This is a genomic window from Sphingobium sp. HDIP04 (assembly GCF_000445085.1).
Classification (GTDB): domain Bacteria; phylum Pseudomonadota; class Alphaproteobacteria; order Sphingomonadales; family Sphingomonadaceae; genus Sphingobium; species Sphingobium indicum.
Map to the genome: position 1 here is coordinate 37736 of NZ_ATDO01000108.1, position 24958 is coordinate 62693.

The 24958-nt window shown below is 65.7% G+C and carries 27 protein-coding genes and 1 other RNA gene; 23 read left to right on the plus strand and 5 right to left on the minus strand.

All coding sequences use genetic code 11. From position 1 onward, the window contains the following. Positions 1-81 precede the first annotated feature (81 nt). From L286_RS39125 to L286_RS39135, 3 genes are all read left to right on the plus strand, one after another. A complete protein-coding gene (locus tag L286_RS39125; protein WP_020819083.1) occupies positions 82-846 on the plus strand; it encodes an energy transducer TonB in 765 nt (254 codons plus the stop codon). Between the two features lie 28 nt (positions 847-874). After that, positions 875-1558, plus strand: a complete 684-nt coding sequence (locus tag L286_RS39130) for a Fe2+-dependent dioxygenase (protein ID WP_007687096.1) — start codon at positions 875-877, stop codon at positions 1556-1558. 151 nt (positions 1559-1709) lie between these two features. Further along, positions 1710-2726, plus strand: a complete 1017-nt coding sequence (locus L286_RS39135; RefSeq protein ID WP_020819082.1) for a 50S ribosomal protein L11 methyltransferase — start codon at positions 1710-1712, stop codon at positions 2724-2726. Between the two features lie 43 nt (positions 2727-2769). Here L286_RS39135 and L286_RS39140 read toward each other — a convergent pair whose 3' ends face one another. From L286_RS39140 to L286_RS39155, 4 genes are read right to left on the minus strand one after another with little or no spacing between them, the layout of a single operon-like run. Further along, on the minus strand, positions 2770-3312 hold the full coding sequence (locus tag L286_RS39140) for an NUDIX hydrolase (protein ID WP_020819081.1): 543 nt from the start codon (positions 3310-3312) through the stop codon (positions 2770-2772). Then, complete coding sequence (locus tag L286_RS39145; protein ID WP_020819080.1) at positions 3309-3986, minus strand: TPM domain-containing protein; 678 nt, start codon at positions 3984-3986, stop codon at positions 3309-3311. The genes L286_RS39140 and L286_RS39145 overlap by 4 nt, the downstream gene beginning before the upstream one ends. Beyond that, positions 3986-4801 (minus strand): TPM domain-containing protein, encoded by an 816-nt coding sequence (locus tag L286_RS39150; protein ID WP_020819079.1) that lies wholly within the window; start codon positions 4799-4801, stop codon positions 3986-3988. The genes L286_RS39145 and L286_RS39150 overlap by 1 nt, the downstream gene beginning before the upstream one ends. 7 nt (positions 4802-4808) lie before the next feature. Next, complete coding sequence (locus L286_RS39155) at positions 4809-5411, minus strand: LemA family protein (RefSeq protein WP_020819078.1); 603 nt, start codon at positions 5409-5411, stop codon at positions 4809-4811. A gap of 102 nt (positions 5412-5513) precedes the next feature. On the opposite strand from L286_RS39155, the gene mscL reads away from it, so the two are divergent. The 9 genes from mscL to rnpB all read left to right on the plus strand — a co-directional run bounded on the left by mscL (position 5514) and on the right by rnpB (position 13135). Next, positions 5514-5942: a large conductance mechanosensitive channel protein MscL gene (gene mscL / locus L286_RS39160; RefSeq protein WP_020819077.1), complete on the plus strand. Its 429-nt coding sequence runs from the start codon at positions 5514-5516 to the stop codon at positions 5940-5942. 135 nt (positions 5943-6077) lie between these two features. Continuing rightward, on the plus strand, positions 6078-6353 hold the full coding sequence (locus L286_RS39165) for a hypothetical protein (protein WP_007687106.1): 276 nt from the start codon (positions 6078-6080) through the stop codon (positions 6351-6353). Between the two features lie 162 nt (positions 6354-6515). After that, positions 6516-8897, plus strand: coding sequence for a chemotaxis protein CheA (locus tag L286_RS39170; RefSeq protein WP_007687108.1), 2382 nt, complete (start codon positions 6516-6518; stop codon positions 8895-8897). A 17-nt stretch (positions 8898-8914) separates the two neighbouring features. Continuing rightward, positions 8915-9352 (plus strand): chemotaxis protein CheW, encoded by a 438-nt coding sequence (locus L286_RS39175; protein WP_013039509.1) that lies wholly within the window; start codon positions 8915-8917, stop codon positions 9350-9352. A gap of 81 nt (positions 9353-9433) precedes the next feature. Beyond that, complete coding sequence (locus tag L286_RS39180) at positions 9434-9799, plus strand: response regulator (protein ID WP_007687112.1); 366 nt, start codon at positions 9434-9436, stop codon at positions 9797-9799. 82 nt (positions 9800-9881) lie between these two features. Continuing rightward, on the plus strand, positions 9882-10958 hold the full coding sequence (locus tag L286_RS39185) for a chemotaxis protein CheB (protein WP_020819076.1): 1077 nt from the start codon (positions 9882-9884) through the stop codon (positions 10956-10958). Continuing rightward, positions 10958-11863 carry a CheR family methyltransferase gene (locus tag L286_RS39190; RefSeq protein WP_020819075.1) on the plus strand — a complete coding sequence of 302 codons (906 nt, stop codon included), beginning with the start codon at positions 10958-10960 and terminating at the stop codon, positions 11861-11863. Before L286_RS39185 ends, L286_RS39190 begins: the two co-directional genes overlap by 1 nt. Positions 11864-11976: 113 nt before the next feature. Then, positions 11977-12675 carry an N-acetylmuramoyl-L-alanine amidase gene (locus L286_RS39195; protein ID WP_013039512.1) on the plus strand — a complete coding sequence of 233 codons (699 nt, stop codon included), beginning with the start codon at positions 11977-11979 and terminating at the stop codon, positions 12673-12675. Positions 12676-12734: 59 nt separating this feature from the next. After that, positions 12735-13135: RNase P RNA component class A (rnpB, locus tag L286_RS47545), an RNA gene on the plus strand. A gap of 147 nt (positions 13136-13282) precedes the next feature. On the opposite strand, the gene L286_RS39200 is transcribed toward rnpB, so the two are convergent. Next, a complete protein-coding gene (locus L286_RS39200) occupies positions 13283-13981 on the minus strand; it encodes an endonuclease/exonuclease/phosphatase family protein (RefSeq protein ID WP_025160895.1) in 699 nt (232 codons plus the stop codon). 89 nt (positions 13982-14070) lie between these two features. Here L286_RS39200 and radA point away from each other — a divergent pair, with 89 nt between their 5' ends. The 11 genes from radA to L286_RS39255 all read left to right on the plus strand — a co-directional run bounded on the left by radA (position 14071) and on the right by L286_RS39255 (position 24934). After that, on the plus strand, positions 14071-15438 hold the full coding sequence (radA, locus tag L286_RS39205) for a DNA repair protein RadA (RefSeq protein ID WP_007687127.1): 1368 nt from the start codon (positions 14071-14073) through the stop codon (positions 15436-15438). A gap of 11 nt (positions 15439-15449) precedes the next feature. After that, a complete protein-coding gene (locus L286_RS39210; RefSeq protein WP_013039515.1) occupies positions 15450-15965 on the plus strand; it encodes a CvpA family protein in 516 nt (171 codons plus the stop codon). 92 nt (positions 15966-16057) lie between these two features. Further along, the gene (locus tag L286_RS39215) at positions 16058-16240 is read left to right on the plus strand and encodes a general stress protein CsbD (protein ID WP_020819073.1); all 183 of its coding nucleotides are present in this window, start codon (positions 16058-16060) and stop codon (positions 16238-16240) included. A gap of 119 nt (positions 16241-16359) precedes the next feature. Further along, the gene (locus tag L286_RS39220; RefSeq protein WP_020819072.1) at positions 16360-17682 is read left to right on the plus strand and encodes an aminopeptidase P family protein; all 1323 of its coding nucleotides are present in this window, start codon (positions 16360-16362) and stop codon (positions 17680-17682) included. A gap of 287 nt (positions 17683-17969) precedes the next feature. Then, a complete protein-coding gene (gene ffh / locus L286_RS39225) occupies positions 17970-19421 on the plus strand; it encodes a signal recognition particle protein (protein WP_020819071.1) in 1452 nt (483 codons plus the stop codon). A 101-nt stretch (positions 19422-19522) separates the two neighbouring features. Further along, entirely contained in the window at positions 19523-19996 is a 474-nt protein-coding gene (rpsP, locus tag L286_RS39230; protein ID WP_020819070.1) for a 30S ribosomal protein S16, read from the plus strand. Between the two features lie 5 nt (positions 19997-20001). After that, positions 20002-20481 carry a ribosome maturation factor RimM gene (gene rimM / locus L286_RS39235; protein ID WP_020819069.1) on the plus strand — a complete coding sequence of 160 codons (480 nt, stop codon included), beginning with the start codon at positions 20002-20004 and terminating at the stop codon, positions 20479-20481. Between the two features lie 73 nt (positions 20482-20554). Next, positions 20555-20827: a hypothetical protein gene (locus tag L286_RS39240; protein WP_020819068.1), complete on the plus strand. Its 273-nt coding sequence runs from the start codon at positions 20555-20557 to the stop codon at positions 20825-20827. After that, entirely contained in the window at positions 20824-21555 is a 732-nt protein-coding gene (gene trmD / locus L286_RS39245) for a tRNA (guanosine(37)-N1)-methyltransferase TrmD (RefSeq protein WP_020819067.1), read from the plus strand. The genes L286_RS39240 and trmD overlap by 4 nt, the downstream gene beginning before the upstream one ends. Before the next feature lie 12 nt (positions 21556-21567). Then, entirely contained in the window at positions 21568-21936 is a 369-nt protein-coding gene (gene rplS, locus L286_RS39250) for a 50S ribosomal protein L19 (RefSeq protein WP_007687146.1), read from the plus strand. 346 nt (positions 21937-22282) lie between these two features. After that, entirely contained in the window at positions 22283-24934 is a 2652-nt protein-coding gene (locus tag L286_RS39255) for a TonB-dependent receptor plug domain-containing protein (protein ID WP_020819065.1), read from the plus strand. Positions 24935-24958 lie beyond the last annotated feature (24 nt).

The window sequence follows — 24958 nt, forward strand, 5'->3', positions numbered from 1 at the left end:
CTTCGCAAAGATGCGATTGAGTAGCATTAGGATTCGCGTTATGGACGGGCTTCGCCTGCACGGCGGCAAAGGGGATCTGGCATGCTTCGCGTAGCGGATAGATTTGTTGAAGAGGTGGAGGATGACGCTATCGTCGCGCCGCCCGCCGCCCCGCCTTCCATCCCCAGCGCCCCCTTCCGCCCTGAAGCTGCTCCGGCCCGTTATGGCGCGCGGCGCGGACTGAACTACCCGGCGGTCCTTGTCATCGTCCTGCTTCATGCCGTCCTGATCGCCGCGCTCGTCCAGGCCCGGCATCATGTGCAGCGCGTGCGGGAGGCGCGCCTCTCGGTCGTGAACCTCATGCCGCCTCCGCCCCCGCCCCCTTCCGCGGAGGCGCCGCCCCCGCCCCCGCAGGCCGAGGTCGTCGCCCCGCCGCCATTGGTGAAGTTGCCCCAGCCGCCGGCGCCGACAGTGGCGACCACGCCGGACATCGCGCCTCCTGCGCCGCCTGCTCCCCCCGTCACGGTTTCCGCGCCGCCCGCGCCGCCCGCAGCATCCATGGGATCGAGCGTCGTCCAGGGCGGCGACCTGGGCGCGCAGATGATCGCCGGCAAGCCGCCCCGCTATCCGGTGGAAAGCCGTCGCAAGCGCGAGCAGGGGACGGTCGTCCTCGCGCTGACGCTGGGTCTGGACGGCGCGGTGGAGAGCCTGTCCATCGCCCGGAGCAGCGGTTTTCCCCGGCTGGACAATGCGGCGCGCGACGCGGTGCGCGGCTGGCGCTGGAGGCCCGTGATGCGCGACGGCCAGGCCGTCCGGGTCAAGGGCGTGGTCGAGATTCCCTTCGTCCTGCGCAGCGGGACGGAATGATGGACATGGCCTGTTTCCGCTCATCGCCATGCTGACCGTCATTCCCGAATTGCTGGATGCCGATGCGGTGCGTCGCCTGCGCGACCTGATCGACGCCGCGCAGTGGGTGGACGGCAATGTCACCTCCGGCCATCAATCGGCGCTGGCCAAGCGCAACCTGCAACTGCCGGAGGATTGCGCCGAAGCGAAGCAGGCGGGGCAGATCGTGCTCGACGGCCTCCGCCGCTCGCCCCTGTTCATCGCCGCCGCGCTGCCGCTGAAGATATTTCCGCCGCTGTTCAACAGCTATGCGGGCGGGCAGGCCTTCGGCACCCATGTCGACAATGCAGTGCGGATCCAGGCGGGCACGGGCTTTCGCGTGCGGTCCGACCTGTCGATCACCGTCTTCCTGGAAGAACCCGATCGTTATGACGGCGGCGAACTGACGGTCGAGACCAATTTCGGCGTGCAGCAGGTGAAGCTGCCCGCGGGTCATGCGGTGCTCTATCCGTCATCGTCGCTGCACAGGGTGGAGCCGGTGACGCGGGGACGGCGCGTGGCGAGCTTCTTCTGGCTCCAGTCCATGGTGCGGGACGACGCGGCGCGGCAGATGCTGTTCGATCTGGACAGCAGCGTTCAGGCGCTGGCGGGCGAACTGGGGCATGACGATGCGCAGGTCATCCGCTTGACGGGCGTGTATCATAATCTTCTGCGGCGGTGGGCGGACGCCTGACGCGATGCGCAATGGCCGACAGCGGCCGCGCAAGCCGTGCCTGCTCCCCGCTGCTGCTCCTTTCGCGAGCGGTGCCCCCGCAAAAAAGGCCCGCATCCGTAGTTGAAGTGGCCGCTTCCCCTCCATTCGCCAAAGGTTTAAAGGCGGCGTCATGAACGATCTAACCCTTCCCTCCGCGCCCGCCGAAGCCAAGGCGCAAAGCTGGAAAGTGACCTTCCCCTGCACCCGCGCCGAGGCCGAGGCGCTGGATGGCGACATCGCCGCCTTTGCCCTGATGGATCGGCCGCCCGTGCTGATGACCAGCGAAGCGGAGCCTGATAATGAGCAGAGCTGGCGGCTGGACGCCTATTTCGAAGGCCAGCCCGGCCCCGCCGCGATCCGGCTGCTCCGCTCGCTCGTCCCCAGCGCCGCCGGCATCAAGCCGGTGATCGAGCAATTGCCCGATGAGGATTGGGTGACGTTGAGCCAGCAGGGGCTGGAACCCGTCACCGCCGGTCGCTTCCACGTCCGCAACCTGGCCGGCGATCCTGCGGCGCCCGGCCACGTCAATTTCCTAATCGAGGCGAGCCGCGCCTTCGGCACGGGCCAGCATGAAACCACGGCGGGCTGCCTGATCATGCTCGACCGCATGCGGCGCGTCGGCATGCGTTTCGGCAATGTCGCGGACATCGGCACGGGCACCGGCCTGCTTGCCTTCGCCGCGCTGCACCTTTGGCCGCGGGCCTATGCGACCGCGTCGGACATCGACCCCGTGGCGGTCGAGATCAGCGCCGCCAACGCCGTGGCCAACGGCGTTGCGACGGGCAAGGGGCAGGGGCAGCTTGCGCTCTACACCGCCGCCGGCGCGGATCACCCGGCGATTGCGACGCGCGCGCCCTATGACCTGCTGATCGCCAATATCCTGGCCGGTCCGCTGATCGAACTCGCCCCGTCGCTTTGCGCGCTGGTGGAGGAAGGCGGCATCATCCTGCTTGCTGGGCTGCTCCGGGAACAGGCCGATGCGGTGCTCGCCGCCTATCGCGCCCAGGGGATGCGCCTGGCCGAGCGAGCGGACCGGGGCGACTGGCCTACCCTCCGCCTGCGCAAGCGGCCCCGGATCGGCTGGAGGCGCCCGATCCGCATCGACGGCAATGCGCGTGGAGAAGCGCCCGGCTTCGGCAGTCTTTGATTTTCAACGCGGGGAATCGCTGCCCAAACGCTTGGCCACGGCCTCAGTTCGCGAATCCGGCGCCCAGCAGCAGCAGCAATTTCACGTCGATTGCGAAACCGTCCATCCGCCATGCCGCGATCCTGTCGTTGATGGCGTTCAGCGGCACGCGGTGGACCCGTATGTCCTCGCCCTCCACGCCGCCGCCTTCGCCGATTTTCATGAGGTCGTGGGCGCGGAACAGGCTGAAGCTCTCCGAAACCATGCCCGGCGAACTGTAATATTCGCCCAGATTTTCCAGCCGGCCGGGTCGGTAGCCGGTCTCCTCCTCCAGTTCGCGGGCGGCGGCGAGCATGGCTTCCTCGCCCTCGTCCTGGTCGCCCACCAGCCCGGCGGGCAGTTCGATGCAGCGGCGGCCCAGCGGCACGCGATATTGGTCGACCAGCAGCACATGCCGGCCATCCGCAGCCTCATCCACGGCCAGGATGACGGCGGCGCGGATGCCTCGCGCCCGGCCGACATATTCCCAGCGGCCCTGCCGCTTGGCGGTGATGAAGCGGCCCTCCCACATGATCTCCTCGGGGGAGGTTCCGTCCTGTTCGCTCATAATTCGATCAACCTGTCGGGCAGTTCATTGGGATTGTCGCCGGTTGCCGGGAAATGCTCGGCCAATACGCGGCCGACCTGCCGCACCGCCTCCGCCATGCCTTGGGCGGCGCGGCCTTCGCGCACGCCGTCGATCAGCGCCGCCATGGCCTCGCCCCAGACCTCTGGCGCGACCCTTTCGTTGATCGCCGCATCCGCGACCAGTTCCGCCCGATGTTCGTCCAGCGAGAGGTAGATGAGCACGCCGGTCCGACCCCGCGTGCGCCCCTGGGCGACGGCGCGGAACAGGGTGATGGCGCGGCGGCGCACGCGGCGGGCCTTGGTGGCTTTCGGGGTCAGGGCCATGCGCAGCGGCATCCAGGCGAGCGCGTAGCGGACGACGAGGAATTTGAGGATCAGCAGGCCCAGCAGGACCGTCAACAGCTTCCAATCCTCGATCTCATGCTCCCAGCTTTGCAGCAACCAGGAACAGAGGCGGCGGAAATGCTGCGGGAATGCCGCCGCCGCTGACAGGGCCAGGAACGCCGCGCCGATGGCCCAGTGCAGCCCGGCGTCATGATAGGCGTCCGACCGGCGGGCGACGATGGTGACGATTTCGCCATCGGTCGCTTTCTCCGCTTCGGCCACGGCAGCGGTCACGCGGTCGTGATCGGCTTCGTTCATGATCAGGCGCATCACCAGTCCCCCGAAGCGCCGCCGCCGCCGAAGCTGCCGCCGCCGCCGGAAAAGCCGCCGCCACCGCCGCCCCAGCCGCCACCGCCCCAGCCCGATCCACCGCCGCCGCCCCAGCCGGAATCGCCCGGTCCCCAGAGGATGATCGGTCCCGATCCACCCCGATAGCGTCGCCCCTTGCCCCGTCCGGAAAGCATGGCGATGACGATGATCGCGACGATGATGAGCCAGAATATCGCCATGAATGTCCCGCCATCGTCCGACGCGTCGCGCGCCTTTGCCTCGGCCTGCGCCGCAAGCGCCCTGGCCTCGTCCGGCGGCAGGGTCAGCAGCTTGCCGATCGCGTCCACGCCCGCATCGATGCCGCCGGGCAAGTCGCCCGCCTTGAACCGGGGCGTGATGGCGTTGCGGATGATCTGGGACGACAGGGCGTCGGTCATGATGCCTTCCAGGCCGTAGCCGACCTCGATCCGCACCTTGCGTTCGTTAGGTGCGACGATCAGCAGCGCGCCCTCATTCTTTTCCTTGTCGCCGATCCCCCAGGCGCGGCCGAGCCGGTAGCCATAATCGGATATGTCATAGCCCTGAAGGTCGGGCAGGGTCGCTACCACCAATTGCCGTCCGCTCTGCCGTTCCAGCGCCGCGAGCTTGTCGGTCAGCGCCTGTTCCTGTTGCGAGGAGAGCAGGGCGGCGTCGTCCACCACCCGGCCGGTCAGCTTGGGGAAGGTCTGGGCCTGTGCGGAAGGCGCGATTCCCGTCACTCCCGCCGCGGGCATGAAAACCAGCAGCGCGAGGATCAGGAACAGGCGGCGGAGCATCACCGGATCAGTTGCCGAAATCGACCTTCGGCGCTTCTTCCGCGCCGGGCGTGGTGGCCTGGAACGGGGTCATCGGCTTGGCGCCATGGATGATCTTCGCGCCGATCGCGTCGGGGAAGGTGCGGATGCGAGTATTATAGGCGCGCACCGCTTCATTATAGTCGCGGATGGCGACGGCGATGCGGTTCTCCGTCCCTTCCAGTTGCGACTGGAGGTCGAGGAAATTCTGATTGGCCTTGAGGTCCGGATAGGCTTCGACCGAGGCGAGCAGGCGGCCCAGCCCCTGGCTCAGTTGCGCCTGGGCCTGCTGGAACTGCTGCACCTTGGCGGGATCGGACAGATCATCGGCATTGACCTGGACGGAGGTCGCCCTGGCGCGGGCCTCCGTCACCCTGACCAGCGTGTCCTGCTCCTGCTTGCCAGCGGCCTTCACCGTGGCGACGAGATTGCCGACCAGATTGGCGCGGCGTTGATATTGCGCCTGCACGTCGGCCCATTTGGCCTTGGCGACCTCCTCGGCGGCGGGGACGCTGTTGATGCCGCAGGCGCTGAGCGCAAAGGCGCCCATCAGCGGCAGAAGGAACAGGCGGAACTGGCGCAGGATCGTCATGGAACATCCTCAGGCTTTGTTTCGTGTGAGGAAATAGGCGGTTGTCGAAGCCTTCGCAACGGCTCATGCTGTCAATATCGCTATCAGGACAAGGGGTTCCCCATGGGGCTGATTTCCGAATTCAAGACTTTCATCAATCGCGGCAACGTCATGGATCTGGCCGTGGGCGTGATCATCGGCGGGGCTTTCGCCACCATCACCAAGTCGCTGACGGATGACCTCATCATGCCGGTCGTCGGCTATATTTTCGGGGGCGCCGATTTTTCCGGCTATTTCATCCGGCTGGGCGAGATTCCCGCCGGGTTCAAGGGGAATCCGGACAGCTATGCCGACTTGAAAGCGGCCAATGTCGCCATGTTCGGCTGGGGCGAATTCCTGACCGTGTTCGTCAATTTCCTGATCCTGGCCTTCATCATCTTCCTGCTGGTCAAGGCGGTGAACAAGCTGATGCCCAAGCCTGAGGAAGGCCCCGCCGCAACGCCGGAGGACGTGCTGCTGCTGCGCGAAATCCGCGATTCCCTTAAAAAATAAGTCGTTTCCGCGACGAAAGGAGCGTGCGGCGGGAACCATCCTTCGCGCGACCAGTTGATGGGCGTCAGGGTTCCGGGCTTCCGGCACCCTTGCCGAATGACGTCAGCCCATGGGGGCGCAACAGGAGAAAACGCCGTGAAAACCATCGTATCAGTCCTTGGCCTTGCCAGCCTGATCGCGCTTGCTGCGTGCGATTCCAAGCAGGAGAACAAGGTCGAGAACGCGTATGAGAATCAGGCGGACGCCATCGACAACCAGGCCGACAATATGGAAGCGATGGCCGATAATCTGAGCGGCAATGCCGAAGCCGCCGCCGAAAATGCCGCGGACGCGCTGGAAAACAAGGCGGACGCCACTCGCGAAGCTGGCGAGAAGGCGGGCGATTCGGTTGAGAAGCGCGAGGCGCAATAGAGCATCGCGCTCCAGGTTCAGCGCCGCTAATCGAGCCGCAAGGGGCGTCGCGACTGCCGGTCGCGGCGTCCCTTTTTCCTTTCGCGGTTTCACGGTCGCTGTCTTTAACGGGGATTTAACCACAGCCGCGCCATGGTCCGCGCCTATCCATGAGGCGGTGGAATGGACGAGCTACTCCAGGAATTCATATCGGAAACGCAGGAAACGCTGGAGGCGCTGGCTGGAGAGGTCGTCGCCTGGGAAGCCGATCCCGCCGACCGGGACCGGCTGGACGCCATTTTCCGCTTTTTCCATACGGTGAAGGGAAGCTGCGGCTTCCTGAACCTGCCGCGCTTCGAACGGCTGAGCCACGCGGCCGAGGATGTGTTGTCGGAAATCCGGGCGGGCAAGCGGATCGCCGACCCGGCCACAGTCAGCGCCGTTCTGGGCATCATGGACCGCATCGCGGAACTGGCGGAGGCGGTGGCCATCGGTGCCGCCCTGCCGCAGGAGAATGACGATTATCTGATCGCCGCGCTGACCGGCAGGCTGGTCGCGGCGGAGGTTGCCGGGCCGGATGAGAATGAGTCACTGACGGCGGCCGTCGCGGTGGCGAGGGCTTCGGGCGGGCAGGCGGCGCCGCGCACCATCCGCCTGCCGCTGTCGCTGATCGACCAGTTGATGAACGGCGTGTCCGACATGGTGCTGGCCCGCAACGAGCTGTCGCGCAAGCTGCGCGAACGGTCGGGCGATCCGGAGCTGGAGAGCGCCTTCGAACGGCTGTCGACCTGCGTGGCGGACATGCGCGACGCCATTTCCAAGACGCGGATGCAACGCGTCGACCGGCTGTTCACCGCCATCCCGCGCATGGTGCGCGACCTGGGCCGGGATCTGGGCAAGCGCATCGACCTCAGCCTGGAGGGCGGCGATGTCGAGATGGACCGGGAAATGGTCGAGATGGTCGTCGATCCGCTCACCCATATCGTCCGCAACAGCATCGACCATGGCATAGAGACGCCGGAAAAGCGCCGCGCATTGGGCAAGCCCGAAGCGGGCCGGCTGCGGCTGGAGGCGCGCCAGTCGGGCAACCAGATCGTCATAGAGATTTCCGACGACGGGCATGGGATCGACACCGGACGGCTGGTCGACAAGGCTATTGCTGCGGGCCGCCTGACGCCCGAAGCGGCGGCGCGGATGAGCGAGGCGGAGAAGCTCGACCTGATCTTCCACCCCGGCCTTTCGACCGCCAACCAGGTCACGGCCATTTCCGGGCGCGGCGTCGGCATGGACGTGGTGCGCGCCAATGTGGAGCGGATCGGCGGCGTCATCGCGCTCGACAACCGGCCCGGCTGCGGATTGACCATCACCCTTCGGGTGCCGCTGACGCTGACCATCATTCCGGGATTGATCGTGCGGGCCGGCGACCTGCATTTCGCCATTCCCCGCGCCGCCGTCGTGGAAATCCTGCACGACAACAATGAGACGCTGAACATCGCGCAGGTGGGCGGCGCCAAGATCGCGACGATCCGTTCCGTCCGCCATTCGATGATCGATCTGGAGGATGTGCTGGGCATGGAGCGCGTCGCGCAGCCGGGGCCGCGCGCCGTGATGGTCGTGCGCTCCGCGACCGGCGTGCCGTTCGCCATGGGCGTGTCGGCGGTGGAAAATCACGAGGAACTCGTGATCCGTCCCGCATCGCCGCTGGTGATGGCGTCGGGCGTCTATGCCGGCATGACCCTGCCCGACAATGGCAAGCCGATGCTGTTGCTGGATGCGGCGGGCCTCGCCAATGCGGCGCGCCTGCCCAATATCGTCGACGATCATGCGGCGCGTCGGGCCGGAGAGGGCGAGGAGGCGCAGGGCGTCGTCGAGATGGTTCCCGCCTTGCGGTTCGAGGAATATTCGGGCGAGCGTCGATTGCTGAAGCTGTCGCTGATCGAGCGGGTCGAGGACATCGACGCCCGGCTGTTCGGCCGGTCGGGCGGTTGCGGCTTCGTGCGCCTGGACGGACGGCTGGTGCCGGTCGCCAACGGTCATCACGCCTTTTCCGAGGAGAAGGTCGCAGCGCTTCGCCTGCGCGACGGTGCGCGGGAGGCCTGCTATCCGGTCGCCGCGGTGCTCGACATCGTGGAAATGCCCGCCGTGCCGGACATGGTCGCAATGCATGGCCTGTTGAGCGGCGTCGCGGTGATCGACGGCGAGCATCTGGAGGTGATCAATCCCTTCGCCCTGTTCGCCGCCCTGCCGGACGAGCCGATCGCCGAGCGGAGCAGCGGCCGCTGCCTGCTGGCCGACAGCGAGGATGGCTGGACCCGCGAGATATTGGCGCCGCTGCTTCGACAGGCCGGGCATGAGGTGGTGATGGGCCTGCCCGCCGACGAAGCGGTCGACCCGCAGGACGTGGTGCTGTTCACCGGATCGGACGCGTCGCAGGCCGGCGAACTGCTGGGCTGCCGCATCGTCCATCTGCGCGCCACGCCCCGGCCCGCCGGTCCGCAGGACAGCAGCATCTATCGTTACGATCAGGACGCGCTGATGGCCGCGCTCTCCGGATCGCAGCGGTAGGAAGGGAGAATGGCCGCATGAACCAGCTTTACCTTTTCGCCACGCTGGCGGGCACGAGGATCGCCGTCCAGACCCGGGAGGTCGAGGCGGTGGTCAAGCTGACCGACATCTCGCCGGTGCCGGGCATGGGCGCGCATGTCGCGGGCCTTTCCGCGCTGCGCAGCCGGGTGCTGACCGTCATCGACGCCGCCGCGCTGGTGCGCGGGCTGCCGACGCCCGCGGAAAAACGCGGTTTCGCGATCATCGCCGACATCAGCGGCCACAGCTATGGACTGATGGTCGATGCCGTGCACGACATCTGCCAGGTGCCGGAGGGCGAATTGCCGCTGCGCGGCCAGCTGGATCCCGCCTGGGCTCCCTATGCCCGCGGCCTGGTGGAGCATGAGGGCCAGCCCTATCTGCTGGTGTCGCTGAGCGGCTTCATCGAGGGCGGCTCGCTCGCGCAGGCCGCATGACGATCTCGCACCGGCGTTTACCAAATCCTCGCCTTTGCCGGTTAAGGCCTGTGACCATGGGACGCAAAAAAAGGACGCATTATGAAAAACTGCCTGGTCGTCGATGATTCGAAGGTCATCCGCAAGGTTGCCCGCCACATATTGGAATCGCTCGACCTTTCGGTGAGCGAGGCGGTCGACGGCCGCGACGCCCTTACGCAATGCGAAACGTCCGTGCCGGATGTGGTCCTGCTGGACTGGAACATGCCGGTGATGAGCGGCATGGAATTCCTCCAGGCGCTGCCGGACGCCAATCTGGCCACGCGGCCCAAGATCATCTTCTGCACCACGGAAAACGGCATCGGCCATATCAAAGCCGCGGTGGAGGCAGGCGCGGACGAATATGTGATGAAGCCGTTTGACCGGGAAACGCTGGAAAGCAAGCTGACGATCGTCGGCGTGATCTAGCGCCGCGTTCGGGGTCGACCGATCTCCGCCGACCTTCCCGTCTTTTCCTTCAGCTCGCCTTTGTTCAGAAAGATTGCCTCCGATGACCGTTCACGTGCCGATCATGGCCAGCAGGGACGAGGACAGGGCGCTGCGCACCCTGATCGTCGACGATTCGGTCGTGGTCAGGACGGTCATAGAGCGGATTTTGAACGCCGACCGGCGATTTTCCGTCACGCACAAGACCAACAGCGCCGAACATGCGCTGGGCTATTTGCAGGACCATGAGGTCGACCTGATCCTGCTCGACATAGAGTTGCCGGGGCAAAGCGGCCTCATGGCGCTGCCAGCGATCCTGGGGATCAACCCCCGCGCCAAGGTCGTGATCCTGTCGGGCAATTGCGAGGAGGGGAGCGCCGCGGCGGTCGAGGCGCTGGCGCTGGGCGCGAGCGACATATTGGCCAAGCCGGGAAGCGGCAGCTTCGGCGAGCATTTCCCCCAGGCCCTGATCGACCGCCTGTTGCGCCTGTTCAGCGGCGCTGCGACCCCGGTCACGGTCCGGCCGCCGCTGCGGATCGATCCGGAACAGGCGGCCCAGCCGCTTGCCTGCCTGGGCATCGGCGCATCGACCGGCGGCATCCATGCCCTGGGACAGCTTTTCGCGGGGCTGGCCGCGCCGCTGGGCGTGCCGATCCTGCTGACCCAGCATCTGCCCGCCAGCTTCACCCATTATTTCGTCCAGCAACTGGGGCGCATGACGTTCCTGCGCGTCAAGGTGGCGGAACAGGGAGAGATGCTGGCCCCGGACATCGTCTATGTCGCGCCGGGCGACGCCAATCTCCAGCTTCGGCCGGGCCTTCACGGCCGGGTGTCGGTGGCGCTCAATCCGCAGCGCACGCCGACCGGCAACCTGCCCGGCGTCGACCCGATGTTCGCCAGCATGGCCCAGGCCTATGGCGCCGGCGCGGCGGGCGTGGTGCTGACCGGCATGGGGCGGGACGGGACGGCGGGCGCGCGCGACATCGTGGCGGCGGGCGGCTGGATCGTGGCGCAGGACGAAGCGAGCAGCGTGGTCTGGGGCATGCCCGGATCGATCGCCGGAGAAGGATTGAACTGCGCCCTGCTGGAACCCCATGCGATCATGGACTTCGTGGCGCGAAGAGGAAAGAACAGGAACTGATGGCATTGCCCCCTTCGGCCGACTCCCTCCCGTCCGGTTCCGCTTCGGCCGCTTCCATGGGCGGCGCGGCGCGCATCCTTTCCGGCCTGCTGGAGGCGCGCACCGGGCAGATCCTGTCCGAAAGCCGGGCCTGGCGGATGGAAACGGCGCTGAAGCCGGTGCTGCGCGCCCATGGACTGAGCGACATGGATGCGCTGGCGTCCCGCCTGATGGGGCGCAAGGACGCTACGCTGGAAAATGACGTGGTGAACGCGCTGCTCAACAATGAGAGCAGCTTCTTCCGCGACCTCCAGATCTTCGACATGATCCACCGCCATATCCTGCCGCGCATCCAAGGGCAGCGGTCGGACCGGATGTTGCGCATCTGGAGCGCGGGCTGTTCGACGGGGCAGGAGGTCTATTCGCTGGCGATCCAGCTTTGCAACGACATGGCGCGCTGGCGCGGCTGGCGCATCGAAATATTGGCGACCGACATCTCCACCGCGGCCATCGCCCAGGCGAAGGCGGGCATCTTCACGCAGATGGACGTGCAGCGGGGCCTGCCGGTGGGCGACCTGCTCAAATGGTTCGACCCCGCGGGCGACGACTGGCGCGCCAATGCGGCGCTGCGCCAGATGATCGATTTCCGCACCGACAATCTGTTCGACGCGCGCGCGCCAACGGGCGAATATGACCTGCTGCTCTGCCGCAACGTGTTGCTCTATTTCACGCCGGAACGCCGCCAGAGCGTGCTGCGCCTGCTGGCCCGGCACAGCCATGCGGGCTCCGTCCTGCTGCTCGGCGCGGGGGAGACGGTGATCGGGCATAGCGACGATTTCGTTCCCCATGCCGAATTTCGCGGCGGCTATGGACGCCGCGCCGCCGCCGCGACCCAGGCGGGCGGAGCGATGCGCCGGGCGGTCTGATCGCCCCGGCGGGAAAATGCCGCAGCCCGCTTGATTGGCCTGCCGCTGTCGGCCATGGTCTGTCCGCGCCCTCCAGGCGCTGACGGACGCATGCGAGTGACTGGCCCTTGGCGATGAACGACTTTCCGATGATCGACACGCCGTCGCCCAATTTCGACGAGCGCAGCCTGCCGATCTCCATGCTGGTGCTGCATTATACGGGAATGGTCGATGCGGCCACCGCGATCAACTGGCTCGCCAGCCCGGAATCCAAGGTTTCCGCCCATTATGTCGTGACGGAGGATGGGCAGGTCATCCGCATGGTCGATGAGGAAAAGCGCGCCTGGCATGCCGGACGGGCGCATTGGCGCGGCATCGACGACATCAATTCGGCCAGCATCGGCATAGAGATCGTCAATCCGGGCCATGAATGGGGCTATCGGCCCTTTCCGGACGCGCAGATGGGGTCGCTGATCCCGCTGATCCACCAGATCGTGCAGCGGCACAAGATCACGCGGGGCAACATCGTCGGGCATAGCGACGTCGCCCCGGCGCGCAAGCAGGATCCGGGCGAGCTTTTCCCCTGGGGGCAGTTGGCGCGGCTGCGGCTGGCCTTGCCGCGCCCGACCAAAAATTTGATGGACCCGCATTGGAGCGACGGCGGCTTCATGCTGGCGCTGGAGCGTTTCGGCTATGACATTGCAGAGCCGCAGGCGGCGGTGGTGGCGTTCCAGCGGCGCTTTCGCCCCGAACTGATCGACGGGATCATCGATGGAGAGTGCCGGGCGATCCTGCTGGCGCTGCTGCTGCCCAAGCCCCAGGGTGACGACTAAGCGGCGTGATGACTGAACGGGGATGACGGGCGTTGATGACGTGTGTATAGGCGCTTTTGCCAGAGGGCCGGGCGGCCGCGGCGTGGCGGGTAACTTCCACGGCGAGGAAAGTCCGGGCTCCACGAAATGACGGTGCCGGCTAACGGCCGGCTGGAGTGATCCAAGGGACAGTGCAACAGAAAGCAGGTCGCCCAAGGCTTCGGCCCCAAGACTTCGGTCGGGTGAAATTGAAAGGGTGCGGTAAGAGCGCACCGCGCCTGCGGCAACGCAAGGCGGCACGGTAAACCCCACCGGGAGCAAGACCGAATAGGGGCGGCGCGCAGTTTCGGCTGCTAGGCCAGTTTCGGCTGAGACCGCCCGGGTTGGTTGCTTGAGGGACGGAGCGATCCGTCCCCTAGAGGAATGGTCGCCACCCTTCGCAAGAGGGAGACAGAACCCGGCTTACAGGCCCTCTGGCATTTCGATCGGATGAACAGCCGGATTTCGGCTTTTGGCCATTTCCCGACATTCCGAATTTGTCCACTCTGCCTAGTTCTGCCGTTGGGAAATTTTTGCAGCGTCCGAACTGGGTTCCTGCCGGCGCAGGAACACGACGGCCCATATATTCTCACCCCAGCCCGAACTCCGCCCAGATGGGGAGATGGTCCGACGCCTTGCGGGCCGCCGCGCTTTCATGGACGCCGCAATCGACCAGTTTCAACCGCCCGCAATGCATGATCCGGTCGAGCCGCGCCACCGGGCGCCGCGCATGGAAGGACCGGCCGCAGGGCGCGAATCTGTAATGGCGGGCGAAATCGGCCAGGCATCCCCGTTCCGCGCTCCATTCGTTGAGGTCGCCCATCAGCACCGTCGGCATGGCGTCGCGTGAGGATGCGGCGTGGATCACCGCCGCGGCCTGCTTGCGCCGCCATAGCCCGGACAGGTCGAGATGCATGCCGAAGACGCGGAGGGACGCCTTGCCCAGCGTCACTTCCGCCATGGTCGCGCCGCGCGGCTCCAGGCAGGGGAGGTGCAGCACGTCGTGCGCGCCGATCTCCACATCCTTGCGCACCAATATCGCGTTGCCGTGCCAGCCCATCGAGTCCACATGCACGTTCAGCGGCACGGGCCGGTAGGGGCTGATGCTCTCCAGCAGCCAGGGTGGCAGCGCCGCCGAGCGCACGCCGAAGCGGCGGTCAGCCTCCTGCAACGCGATGATGTCCGCGTCCAGTTCGTTCAGCACGTCGATCACCCGCTCGGGAACCCGGCGGCGGTCGGTGCCTATGGCTTTGCGGATATTGTAGCTGGCGACGCGAACGGTCTTCATGGCGAAACAATGCGCCATGGCGCGCCCGGTTTCCATCGGAAGATGCAAAGAGCAATTGTGTTCCGCATATGTTCTGATATGCATGAGGCATGGCAAAAGCAAAGCGCAAATTCGTCTGTCAGCAATGCGGCACCGTTTCCGGCCGGTGGCAGGGGCAGTGCGACGATTGCGGCGAATGGAACAGCATCGTCGAGGAAGCGGCGGAGACGGTCTTTTCCGCCCGCCATGACCTGCATAGCGGGGGCAGGGCGCTGATGCTGGTGGGGTTGGACGACAAGGTGGAGCTGCCGCCGCGCACCACGACCGGGATCGCGGAGTTCGACCGGGCGCTGGGCGGCGGGATCGTTTCCGGTTCGGCCACGCTGATCGGCGGCGATCCCGGCATCGGCAAGTCGACGCTGCTGTTGCAGGCGGCCGCCCGCATCGCTTCGGCCGGGCACAGCGTCGCCTATATCAGCGGCGAGGAGGCGTCGGACCAGGTCCGGCTGCGTGCACAGCGCCTGGGCCTGGGCAATGCGCCGGTGCAGCTTGCCAGCGCCACTTCGGTGCGGGACATATTGACGACTTTGGGGGAGGGGGCGCCGCCCGCCCTGCTGATCATCGATTCGATCCAGACGATGCACAGCGACCTGATCGAGGGCGCGCCGGGCACGGTCAGCCAGGTGCGCGCTTCCAGCCAGGAACTGATCCGCTTCGCCAAGCAGCGCGGCACCGCGCTGATCCTGGTCGGCCATGTGACCAAGGACGGCAGCATCGCCGGTCCCCGCGTGCTGGAGCATATGGTTGACACGGTGCTGAGTTTCGAGGGCGAGCGCAGCCACCAATATCGCATATTGCGCGCCATCAAGAACCGCTTCGGCGGCACGGACGAGATTGGGGTGTTCGCCATGGTCGCGGAGGGGTTGGAGGAGGTCGCCAACCCGTCCGCTCTGTTCCTTACCCATCGCGACGAGAATGTGACCGGCGCGACCGTCTTTCCCGCGCTGGAGGGTACGCGGCCGGTGCTGGTGGAGATCCAGGCGCTGGTGGTGCGGCTTTCCAGCGGCGCGACCCCCCGCCGCGCCGTGGTGGGGTGGGACAGCGGGCGGCTTGCCATGGTGCTGGCCGTGCTGGAGGCGCGCTGCGGCCTCAGCTTCTCGACCTGCGAAGTCTATCTGAACGTCGCGGGCGGCTATCGCCTGTCGGACCCGGCAGCCGACCTTGCCGTCGCCGCCGCGCTGATGTCCGCGCTTTCCGAACGCCCGGTGCCGGCCGATGTCGTCCTCTTCGGGGAAATCGCGCTGTCGGGGGAAATCCGCCCGGTGGCGCATGCCCCGCTGCGGCTGCGGGAAGCCGCCAAGCTGGGTTTCAACCGCGCCTTCGTCCCCGCCGCCGTGGCGGACGGGGTCAAGGGCATTTCGGTCAGCGGCTATCGCGCCCTTGCGCAACTTGTTGACCAGATGCTTGGGCGCGGATAGCCAACAGCGCGATGAACGCGATCGATATTCTCGTCCTGCTGCTGATCGGCGGCTGCGCCATTTTCGGGCTGATGCGCGGTTTCGTGCAGGAAACCCTGTCGCTGATCGCATGGGTGCTGGCGATCTTCGCGATCCGGCTGTTCCATGCCTCGGTCACGGAACTGGCCACGTCCTTCGTCGGCAGCACCAGCGGCGCGGCGGTGCTTGCCTTCGCGCTGGTGTTCGGCATCACCTTCGGCTTGGGCAAGCTGCTCGCCCGCGCCATTGGCCGCCGTACGCGGCAGTCGGTGCTGGGGCCTGTCGACCGGGTGCTGGGCGCGGGGTTCGGGGCGGTGAAGGGGCTGATCGGCGCGACGCTGGTCTTTCTGGCGTTCAGCCTGGTCTACGACACCTTCTACGGCAGCGGCGCCCGGCGGCCGGACTGGCTCTCCGATGCGCGCACCTATCCGTTGCTGAACGCCAGCGGCCAGGCGATCAGCGAATTCGTCGCGGAACGGCGGGCGCGCAGGCCTTCAGAAACGGACTAGGGCGGCCCCCGTCCGTTCCGCCTGCGTATTGGAGGCAACTTTCGGTTCTGCCCGCCCGTTTATGGGGCAACAGCAACCGAAGGAGACATCCGATGGGTGAGATGACCGACAAGGTGAAGGCGGCCGGCAACAAGGCTGCCGGAGCGATCAAGGAAGCAACCGGCCGCAACCAGCGCGATCCCGATCTGGTCGCGGAAGGCCGGGCGCAGAAGGCCAAGGGTACGGCGCAGGACGTCAAGGGTTCTGTCAAGGGCGCGCTTGGCGACAAGATCTGAACGCAAGTCCAAGAGCGTTTCATAGAATGGCCTCGCCTTTTTGGCGGGGCCTTTTACTGTATTATTGACATCATACGCCTCTTGCTGTTCCAATCCGTTCGGCAAGGGAGTTCAGGAACATGTTGGACAGACGGTCGATCATCGCGGGCGGGACGGCTTCGTTCCTGTGCGCCGCCGGGTTGCGGGCGCAGGTTCTGCCGCCGCAGGGTTTTGCGACGCCTTCGGGCACCGTCCCCTTCGCGCCCGACGTGTTTCGCGAGCGCCGCCGCCGGGTGATGGAGGCGTTGAAGGACGGCGTCGCCGTCGTCCATGGCGCGGGGCCGGTGGAAAGCAGCGCGGCGGTGGCGCCGCCCTTCGTGCAGGATGGCGATTTCGCCTGGCTGACCGGCATTGTCGACGAGCCGGGCGCCGTCCTGGTCATGGCGCCCGCCGAGCGCACGGTCAGGGAATGGCTGCTGCTGCCGTCCCGCGACGTGGAGTCGGAGCGGTGGGAGGTAGAGCGCCTGCCGCTGGGCACCGAACTGGAGCGGCGCACGGGCTTTTCGCGGGTGGCGCGCACCGGCGGCCTGGGGAGCCTGGTCACCACCCTGGCCGAGCGGTCCAAGACGCTGCATTTCCTGGGGCCGATCGTCAGCGCGTCCGCGCCCGTGCCCAAGGCGCTGGAGCTTTACGGCAAGGTGATGCAGCGGGTGCCGGGCGTATCGTTGAAGGACGACAGCGGCCTTCTGCCCTCGCTGCGCATCGTCAAGGAGGCGCGCGAACTGGAGTTGATGCGCAAGGCGATGGCGGCGACGGCGCGGGGCCATCTTGCGGCGATGAAGCAGGCGCGCCCCGGCATGACCGAAAGGCAGCTGAAGGCGATATTGGAGGATGGCTTCCGCGCCGGGGGCGGCGAGGGGCTGGCCTATGACAGCATCGTCGCCACCGGGCGCAACGCGGCGTCGCTGCACTATACGGGCGGCGGCGGGGTGATCGGGGAGAAGGATCTGATCCTGATCGACGCGGCGGCCTCCGTCGGGGGCTATGCCTGCGACGTGACGCGCACCTTTCCGGCCAGCGGCAGGTTCACCGACGAGCAGCGCGCATCCTATGAACTGGTGTTGGCTGCCCAAGCGGCGGCTGTCGCGAAGCTCAAGGCCGGGGTCTATTATGAGGATCTGGTCGAGGCGGCGAAGGAGGTGTTCCGCAAGGCGGGGCGGGTCGACGATTTCACCCATGGGTTGGGGCATCTGGTCGGGCTGGACGTCCATGATGCGGGCGACATGTCGAAGCCGCTGCCGGCGGGCGCGGTGATCACGGTGGAGCCGGGGCTTTACGTCCAGTCGGCCAATTACGGCATCCGGATCGAGGATTTGTACCTGATCACGCCGACAGGATCGCAGCGGTTGAGCGAGGGCGTGCCGCGTACGGTGGAGGAGGTCGAGGCGGCGATGGGGCGGTAGACTTGCTTTTGGATAGCGCCGGGCTCCTGCGAAGGCAGGAGCCTATGCCGCGTGGACAGATTCGGAATGTCGGGAAATGGCCATACCCGACCTTGTTGCATCCTAATTCCCTTTCCGCTAAAGGCGCCGCAAGAAATCGGGCGGTTCGCCGCCTGATACCCTGACAAATCCATGGCGCCCAAAAGGGGGCACCGGATGGACGCTGGCCGGCGAGGTTTCGCCCGCCGGCGATTTTGTCGTTTGGCGGGGTAGCGCGGTTTTCCGGGCCTTTCGGTCCAAATGAGGTGATGATGTTCGATTCGCTCAGCGATCGTCTTGGTGGGGTATTCGACAAGCTGCGTGGGCGCGGTGCGCTGACGGAGGACGATGTCCGCGCCGCGATGCGCGAGGTGCGAATCGCGCTGCTGGAGGCCGATGTCGCGCTTCCCGTCGTCCGCCAGTTCGTGGAGCAGGCGACCGAGCGGGCGGTCGGCAGCGACGTGCTGCGCTCGGTCACGCCGGGGCAGATGGTCGTCAAGATCGTCTCCGACACGCTGACCGAGACGCTGGGCGCGGAAACCAGCGACCTGCTGATCGACGTAACTCCGCCCGCCGTCATCATGATGGTCGGCCTGCAGGGGTCGGGCAAGACCACCTCCACCGCGAAGATCGCCAAGCGGCTGAAGGAAAAAGAGCGCAAGAAGGTGCTGATGGCGTCGCTCGACGTCCAGCGCCCCGCCGCGCAGGAGCAGTTGGCGGTGCTGGGCACCCAGACCGATGTGGCGACCCTGCCCATCGTGCCGGGGCAGCAGCCGGTCGACATCGCGAAGCGGGCGTTGCAGGCGGCGAAGCTGCAGGGCTTCGACGTGGTGATGCTGGACACCGCCGGTCGCCTGCATGTCGACCAGGCGCTGATGGACGAGATGAAGGCGGTCGCCGAAGTCTCCAACCCGGCGGAAATCCTGCTGGTGGTCGACTCGCTGACCGGCCAGGACGCGGTGAATGTCGCGACCAGCTTTACGGCGCAGGTGCCGCTGACCGGCGTGGTGCTGACCCGGATGGACGGCGATGCCCGTGGCGGCGCGGCGCTGTCGATGCGGGCCGTCACCGGACGTCCGATCAAGTTCGCGGGGACCGGCGAGAAGCTGGACGCCATCGAGCCTTTCCATCCGGCGCGGGTGGCGCAGCGCATATTGGGCATGGGCGACGTCGTCTCGCTGGTCGAGAAGGCGGCCGAGACCATCGACGCCGAGGAAGCGGACAAGCTGGCCAAGAAGATGGCCAAGGGTCAGTTCGACATGAACGACCTGCGCGCCCAGCTCAACCAGATGCGCCGCATGGGCGGGCTTGGCGCGCTGGCGGGCATGCTGCCGGGCCTCAAGAAGGCGCAGGCGGCGATGGCCAATAGCGGCGCCAACGACAAGACGCTGATCCATCTGGACGCGATGATCGGCTCCATGACGCCTAAGGAGCGGGAGAAGCCCGCCCTGATCAACGCCAAGCGCAAGATCCGCATCGCCAAGGGCAGCGGCACCACGGTGCAGGAAGTCAATCGCCTCCTGAAAATGCATCAGGAAATGGAAACGGCGATGAAGAAGATCCGCAAGATGGGTGGCCTGAAAGGGCTGGCCAAGATGTTCACCGGCGGCGGGCTGGACGGGATGCTCGGCGGGGGCGGCGCGGCGCCGCAGGGCCTGCCGGGGCTGGGGGGCAATATGCCGAACCTGCCGCCGGGCTTTCAGAATTTCTTGAAGAAATAGCCCGTCATCCCAGCGGAGGCTGGGATTTCAGGCACCAGATCCCAGCCTTCGCTGGGATGACGAATTGAGAAACAGACAGTTAGTTAGAAAGGTCAAATTACATGGCAACGTCCATTCGTCTTTCGCGCGGCGGTTCCAAGAAGCGTCCCTATTATCGCATCGTCGTGGCCGACAGCCGCGCGCCGCGTGACGGCAAGTTCATCGAGCGCATCGGCAGCTACAACCCTGTCCTGCCCAAGGGCGACGAGAAGCGCGTCGTTCTGGACGTCGAGCGGGCGAAGCACTGGGTCGCCGCCGGCGCGCAGCCGACCGACCGCGTGGCCCGCTTCCTGGACGCCGCCGGCGTGAAGGAGCGCGCCGCCCGCAACAACCCGAAGAAGGCCGAGCCGGGCCAGAAGGCCAAGGATCGCGCCGAAGACCGCGCCGCCAAGGCCGCGGAAGCCGCTGAGGCCGCCGAAGCCGCCAAGGCTGCCGCCGCCGAGGCCGCTGCCGCTCCGGCTGTTGAGGAAGCTGCTCCTGCTGCCGAAGAAGCCGCTCCGGCCGAGGAAGCCGCCGCCGAGCAGGCCGAAGGCTGAATCCCTTGACCGACAAGCCCGTCACTCTCGCCGTCATCATCGGCGCGCATGGGGTGACGGGCGAGGTCCGCCTGAAGCTGTTTGGGGAGGGGGCGGAAACGCTCAAATCCTATGGCGGCTTCGATGCGGCGGGGCGCATATTGACGTTGAAGTCGGTGCGCCCCGGCCCCAATGGCGCGGTCGCGCGCTTTGCCGAAGTCGGCGATCGCTCCGCTGCGGAGGCGTTGCGGGGGACCGAGCTGACGGTGCCCCGGTCCGCCTTGCCTCCCCTGGGGGAGGGCGAATATTATCATGCCGACCTGATCGACCTGCCCTGTTTCTCCAGCGAGGGAGAGGGGCTGGGCCATGTCGTGGCGGTCGAGAATTTCGGCGCGGGCGACATCATCGAGGTGGAGCGGCCCAACGGCAAGCGCTTCATGGCGCCGATGCATGCGGTGACCATCGCGGATGGGCGGGCGGTCGTCGAGGCGGCCTTCGCCGTTTGATTTTTCGGTTGGCGTGCTCCTGCCTTCGCAAGAGCATGTTGCGAGTAGATGAGAGACCGTTGGAGGGCGAATCATGCCGAAAATCCTTGCCGCCCTCTACCTGCTCCTGATGGTCGCCGCTGGCTGGCGGCTGTTCGCCATGTCCTGGTCGCGCGCGCTCAAGATCGCGGCGGCGGCGGCGCTGGTCATTCCCATTCCCATGCTGTTCCTGCTGCCCGCGCTGATGCAGCCGGACCGGCCCTTCGCCGACCTGCTGCGCGGCATCGGTATCGCGTTGATGCTGGGCGGCGCGGCGTCGATGCTGGGCGGCATGGCGGGGGCGTGGCTCAAGGCGCGCAGGGCGTGAGCTTCCAGGCCCAGCTATTGACCCTCTATCCGGAGATGTTTCCGGGGCCTTTGGGCGTGTCGCTGGCCGGGCGGGCGCTGGCGGAGGGGAAATGGGCCTGCGATCCGATCCACATCCGCGACTTCGCCAGGGACAGGCATCGCACGGTGGACGATACGCCCGCCGGCGGCGGCGCGGGCATGGTGCTGCGCGCCGACATATTGGCGCTTGCCATCGACCATGCGCTGGCAAAGCGCCCGGACCTGCCCGTCATCGCCATGACGCCGCGGGGCGCGCCGGTCACGCAGGGGCGGATTCGCGACCTCGCCGCCGGTCCGGGAGCGACCATCCTCTGCGGCCGGTTCGAGGGGTTCGACGAGCGGATTTTCGAGGCGCGGCCCGTCGAGCAGGTCAGCATGGGGGACATCATCCTTTCCGGCGGGGAAATGGGCGCGCTGATGCTGCTGGATGCTTGCATCCGCCTGCTTCCTGGGGTAATGGGCGCCGCTTCCAGTGGGGATGAGGAGAGCTTCGAAAGCGGCCTGCTCGAATATCCGCACTATACCCGGCCCGTCATATGGGAAGGGCGCATGATCCCTGAAGTGTTGCGATCGGGGGATCATGCGAAGATCGCCGCCTGGCGGAAACAAAGGGCGGAAGAGGACACACGGCTAAGGCGGCCGGACCTTTGGGAACGCCATATCGGCGTTCGGGACCGGTCGCCCTCTGGTGCGCAACGCGAAAAGTAGGACTTAGAAGTCATGAACCTGATCCAGCAGATCGAGGCCGAGAATATCGCGGCCCTGGCCAAGGACATCCCGGAATTCCGCCCCGGCGACACGCTGCGCGTCGGCGTGAAGGTCATCGAAGGCGACCGCAGCCGCGTCCAGAATTACGAAGGCGTCTGCATCGCCCGCTCGAACAAGGGCATGGGCAGCAACTTCACCGTGCGCAAGATCAGCTTCGGCGAGGGCGTGGAGCGCGTCTTCCCGCTTTATTCGCCGAACATCGATTCGATCACCGTCGTCCGCAAGGGCGTGGTGCGTCGCGCCAAGCTCTATTATCTGCGCGGCCGCACCGGCAAGCGCGCTCGCATCGCCGAGCGCCGCGACGTGCGCAGCGAGGATTGATCCTCCCGAAAAGCTGTCCTTGACAGTTGTAAAAAAGAGACAGGCGGCGTCCGTGAGGGCGTCGCCTTTTTCTTTGTGTTTCAATGGATTGGGCGAATTTTTCGGCTTTTTCTGGGCTGTGGAAGCGTGCCTTTTCATATCGCTGCGGAAATTAAATTTCGGCCATGGCGGCTTTGCGTGACCGCTCCGTTTCAAAAGATTGCCCGTCATTCCGGATTCGATCCCGTGGGGTTCGATAAGGATTGATTACGCAACAGAGTCTTTGAAAAATATAGGTATAATAAAAATAAACAAAAATAATCATGAATGGAGAGGCCTCTTCATAATAGAATTAAGGGGCTGTCATATGAAGAATTTTGGATTTTCTTCCTGCGCCGCGATTTCCGTGGCTTTGTTATATTCTTCACCTTCCTATGCACAGAATAGCGACCCGCAAGGAGCATCGGCTGCCGACGGCGCGGCGATCATCGTTACCGGCACCCGCCGGACCGACCGCACCGTGGCGGAATCCAGTACCCCCATCGACGTCTATTCCGGCCAGGAACTGCAGAAGCAGGGCACGGCCGACATGAACCAGGTGATCCAGAATCTGGTGCCCTCCTTCTCCGTCGCGCGCTATGCCATCGGCGACGGTTCGTCCTTCGTTCGCCCGCCCAATCTTCGCGGCCTTGCGCCCGACCAGACGCTGGTGCTGGTGAACGGCAAGCGCATGCACAGATCCGCCCTGGTCCAGATCGGCGCCAACGCCCAGTCGGCGGGCGCGCATTCCGCCGACCTCGCGCAGGTGCCGGCGATTGCCGTGCGGGCGGTGGAAGTGCTGCGTGACGGCGCGTCGGCCCAATATGGTTCCGATGCGATCGCGGGCGTCATCAACATGACCCTGCGCGACGATGTGGGCCTGTCGGGCTATGCGCGCTACGGCCAATATTATCGCGGCGACGGCGAGGATTACCAGGTGGCGCTGAACGCCGGGCTGAAGCTGGGCGACAGCGGGGTCATCAATATCAGCGGCGAATATGTGAACGCCGGAAAGACCAGCCGCGGCGTGACCCGGCCGGGCGCGCTGGAGCTTTCGCAGGAGCAGCCCAGCCTGCCGGTGCCGGAACTGGCGCAGCGCTACGGCAATCCGGCCATGGAATCCTACCGCTTCTTCGTCAACGGCCATATCGACACGGGCACGGACAGCGAAATCTACTTCTTCGGCAATTATGGCCACAGCTTCCAGGAGGAAAGCTTCAACTACCGCCAGTCGGTCAATTCGACCAATTTCGGCAAGAACGGCATATTCAACGATTATTTCACCGATTTCGACAATACGCGGCCGGGCATCCAGACCGGAGCGGCGGGCGGCAATGTCTATGCACCGAACGGTTACCAGGTCACGACGCGCGACTATACGCAGGTATCCACCTGCTCCGATCCGCTGGTGCAGAATTGGAGCTGCATCTATCCGGGCGGTTTCACCCCGATCTTCTTCGGCAAGATCGACGACATCTCCGGCGCGGTCGGTTACAAGGGCACGCTGGGCTTCGGGCTGAACTACGACCTGTCGGGCAGCTATGGCCAGTCCACGCTGAAATATACGATGAACGGGACGATGAACCCGTCGCTGGGCATCACGTCGCCGACGGAATTCTATCTGGGCAAGTTGCAGCAGCGCGAGACGCTGTTCAACGCGGACTTCAGCTATCCGTGGGAAGTCGGCTTCGCCAGCCCGATCACCATCGCGTTCGGCGCGCAATATTTCCGCGAATCCTATGAGCTGGGCCTGGGCGACCCGGCTTCCTACGCCATCGGGCCTTATACCGGCAATCTGGTGTTCCATCAGGACGGGACGCCGGTGCTGAACGCGGACGGCAGCCAGCTTTCGGTGGCGCTGCCGGTGGGCGCGAACGGCTTTCCCGGCTATGGTCCCGCCATCGCCGGAGAAAGCAGCCGCAATTCCAAGGGCATCTATATCGATATCGAAGGCGACGTGACCGACCAATTGTCGTTCGGCATTGCCGGCCGTTACGAGCATCTGTCCGATTTCGGCAACTCGACCACGGGCAAATTCTCCGCCCGCTATGCGATCGTGCCGGACATCGTCGCGTTGCGCGGCACCGTGGCGACGGGGTTCCGCGCACCGACGCCGGGTCAGGTCAATACCAGCAGCATCGCCACCGGCTTCAACCCCGGCAATCCCAATGCGATCGAATCGATGACGCTGCCGGTCACCAGCCCGGTCGCGGCCTTCCTGGGCGCGAAGGAACTGAAGCCTGAGGAATCGGTCAGCTTCTCGGGCGGCGCGGTGTTCACGCCGGCGCCGGGCTTCACCCTGTCGGTCGACTATTACAACATCAAGGTGAAGGACCGTATCGGCACGTCGGGCACTTTCGAGATTTCCGACGCGCAGCGGCCCACATTGCGGGATCTGGGGCTGGCCAACTATGCCACGGTCAACGAGGTGCAGTTCCTGACCAACGCCTTCGACACCCGCACCCAGGGCATCGATGTCGTCGGCAGCTACCGCATGCCCATCGGCGGCATCGGGATATTGAATTCGACCCTGGCCTTCAACTGGAACAAGACGAAGGTCATCGACCGCGATCCGACCATCGTTTCGGACGTCCGCGTCGCCCAGTTGGAAAAGACGCTGCCCAAGACGCGCCTGATCCTGACCGAAAACTGGACCGCGGGGCCGCTGTCGATCCTGGGTCGCATGAACTGGTACGGCAAATATACGCAGACCGACGACGGTCCCGTGTCGCAGACCTTCGGCAGCGAGTTCGTTTTCGACGTGGAGGTCAGCTATGAAATCAACAAGAATGTCACGCTGACCGCGGGCGCGCAAAATATCTTCAGCAACTATCCCGACAAATTCTCCAACACCAAGGGCACTTTGGGCCCCGTCTATGCATCGACCGGCGGTCGTTTCACCGGCGACATCTATCCTGACGTTTCGCCCTTCGGTTTCAACGGGGGCTTCTGGTATGGCAAGGTCGGCTTCAAATTCTGAAGCCGCTCGTCGCTGAACAAATGG

What these genes read in the sequence shown, in the direction of transcription:
- L286_RS39125 (WP_020819083.1), top strand. Translation starts at nt 82, where the DNA reads ATGCTTCGCGTAGCGGATAGATTTGTTGAAGAGGTGGAGGATGACGCT.
- L286_RS39130 (WP_007687096.1), top strand. Translation starts at nt 875, where the DNA reads ATGCTGACCGTCATTCCCGAATTGCTGGATGCCGATGCGGTGCGTCGC.
- L286_RS39135 (WP_020819082.1), top strand. Translation starts at nt 1,710, where the DNA reads ATGAACGATCTAACCCTTCCCTCCGCGCCCGCCGAAGCCAAGGCGCAA.
- L286_RS39140 (WP_020819081.1), bottom strand. Translation starts at nt 3,312, where the DNA reads ATGAGCGAACAGGACGGAACCTCCCCCGAGGAGATCATGTGGGAGGGC.
- L286_RS39145 (WP_020819080.1), bottom strand. Translation starts at nt 3,986, where the DNA reads ATGCGCCTGATCATGAACGAAGCCGATCACGACCGCGTGACCGCTGCC.
- L286_RS39150 (WP_020819079.1), bottom strand. Translation starts at nt 4,801, where the DNA reads ATGCTCCGCCGCCTGTTCCTGATCCTCGCGCTGCTGGTTTTCATGCCC.
- L286_RS39155 (WP_020819078.1), bottom strand. Translation starts at nt 5,411, where the DNA reads ATGACGATCCTGCGCCAGTTCCGCCTGTTCCTTCTGCCGCTGATGGGC.
- mscL (WP_020819077.1), top strand. Translation starts at nt 5,514, where the DNA reads ATGGGGCTGATTTCCGAATTCAAGACTTTCATCAATCGCGGCAACGTC.
- L286_RS39170 (WP_007687108.1), top strand. Translation starts at nt 6,516, where the DNA reads ATGGACGAGCTACTCCAGGAATTCATATCGGAAACGCAGGAAACGCTG.
- L286_RS39175 (WP_013039509.1), top strand. Translation starts at nt 8,915, where the DNA reads ATGAACCAGCTTTACCTTTTCGCCACGCTGGCGGGCACGAGGATCGCC.
- L286_RS39180 (WP_007687112.1), top strand. Translation starts at nt 9,434, where the DNA reads ATGAAAAACTGCCTGGTCGTCGATGATTCGAAGGTCATCCGCAAGGTT.
- L286_RS39185 (WP_020819076.1), top strand. Translation starts at nt 9,882, where the DNA reads ATGACCGTTCACGTGCCGATCATGGCCAGCAGGGACGAGGACAGGGCG.
- L286_RS39190 (WP_020819075.1), top strand. Translation starts at nt 10,958, where the DNA reads ATGGCATTGCCCCCTTCGGCCGACTCCCTCCCGTCCGGTTCCGCTTCG.
- L286_RS39195 (WP_013039512.1), top strand. Translation starts at nt 11,977, where the DNA reads ATGAACGACTTTCCGATGATCGACACGCCGTCGCCCAATTTCGACGAG.
- L286_RS39200 (WP_025160895.1), bottom strand. Translation starts at nt 13,981, where the DNA reads ATGAAGACCGTTCGCGTCGCCAGCTACAATATCCGCAAAGCCATAGGC.
- radA (WP_007687127.1), top strand. Translation starts at nt 14,071, where the DNA reads ATGGCAAAAGCAAAGCGCAAATTCGTCTGTCAGCAATGCGGCACCGTT.
- L286_RS39210 (WP_013039515.1), top strand. Translation starts at nt 15,450, where the DNA reads ATGAACGCGATCGATATTCTCGTCCTGCTGCTGATCGGCGGCTGCGCC.
- L286_RS39215 (WP_020819073.1), top strand. Translation starts at nt 16,058, where the DNA reads ATGGGTGAGATGACCGACAAGGTGAAGGCGGCCGGCAACAAGGCTGCC.
- L286_RS39220 (WP_020819072.1), top strand. Translation starts at nt 16,360, where the DNA reads ATGTTGGACAGACGGTCGATCATCGCGGGCGGGACGGCTTCGTTCCTG.
- ffh (WP_020819071.1), top strand. Translation starts at nt 17,970, where the DNA reads ATGATGTTCGATTCGCTCAGCGATCGTCTTGGTGGGGTATTCGACAAG.
- rpsP (WP_020819070.1), top strand. Translation starts at nt 19,523, where the DNA reads ATGGCAACGTCCATTCGTCTTTCGCGCGGCGGTTCCAAGAAGCGTCCC.
- L286_RS39240 (WP_020819068.1), top strand. Translation starts at nt 20,555, where the DNA reads ATGCCGAAAATCCTTGCCGCCCTCTACCTGCTCCTGATGGTCGCCGCT.
- rplS (WP_007687146.1), top strand. Translation starts at nt 21,568, where the DNA reads ATGAACCTGATCCAGCAGATCGAGGCCGAGAATATCGCGGCCCTGGCC.
- L286_RS39255 (WP_020819065.1), top strand. Translation starts at nt 22,283, where the DNA reads ATGAAGAATTTTGGATTTTCTTCCTGCGCCGCGATTTCCGTGGCTTTG.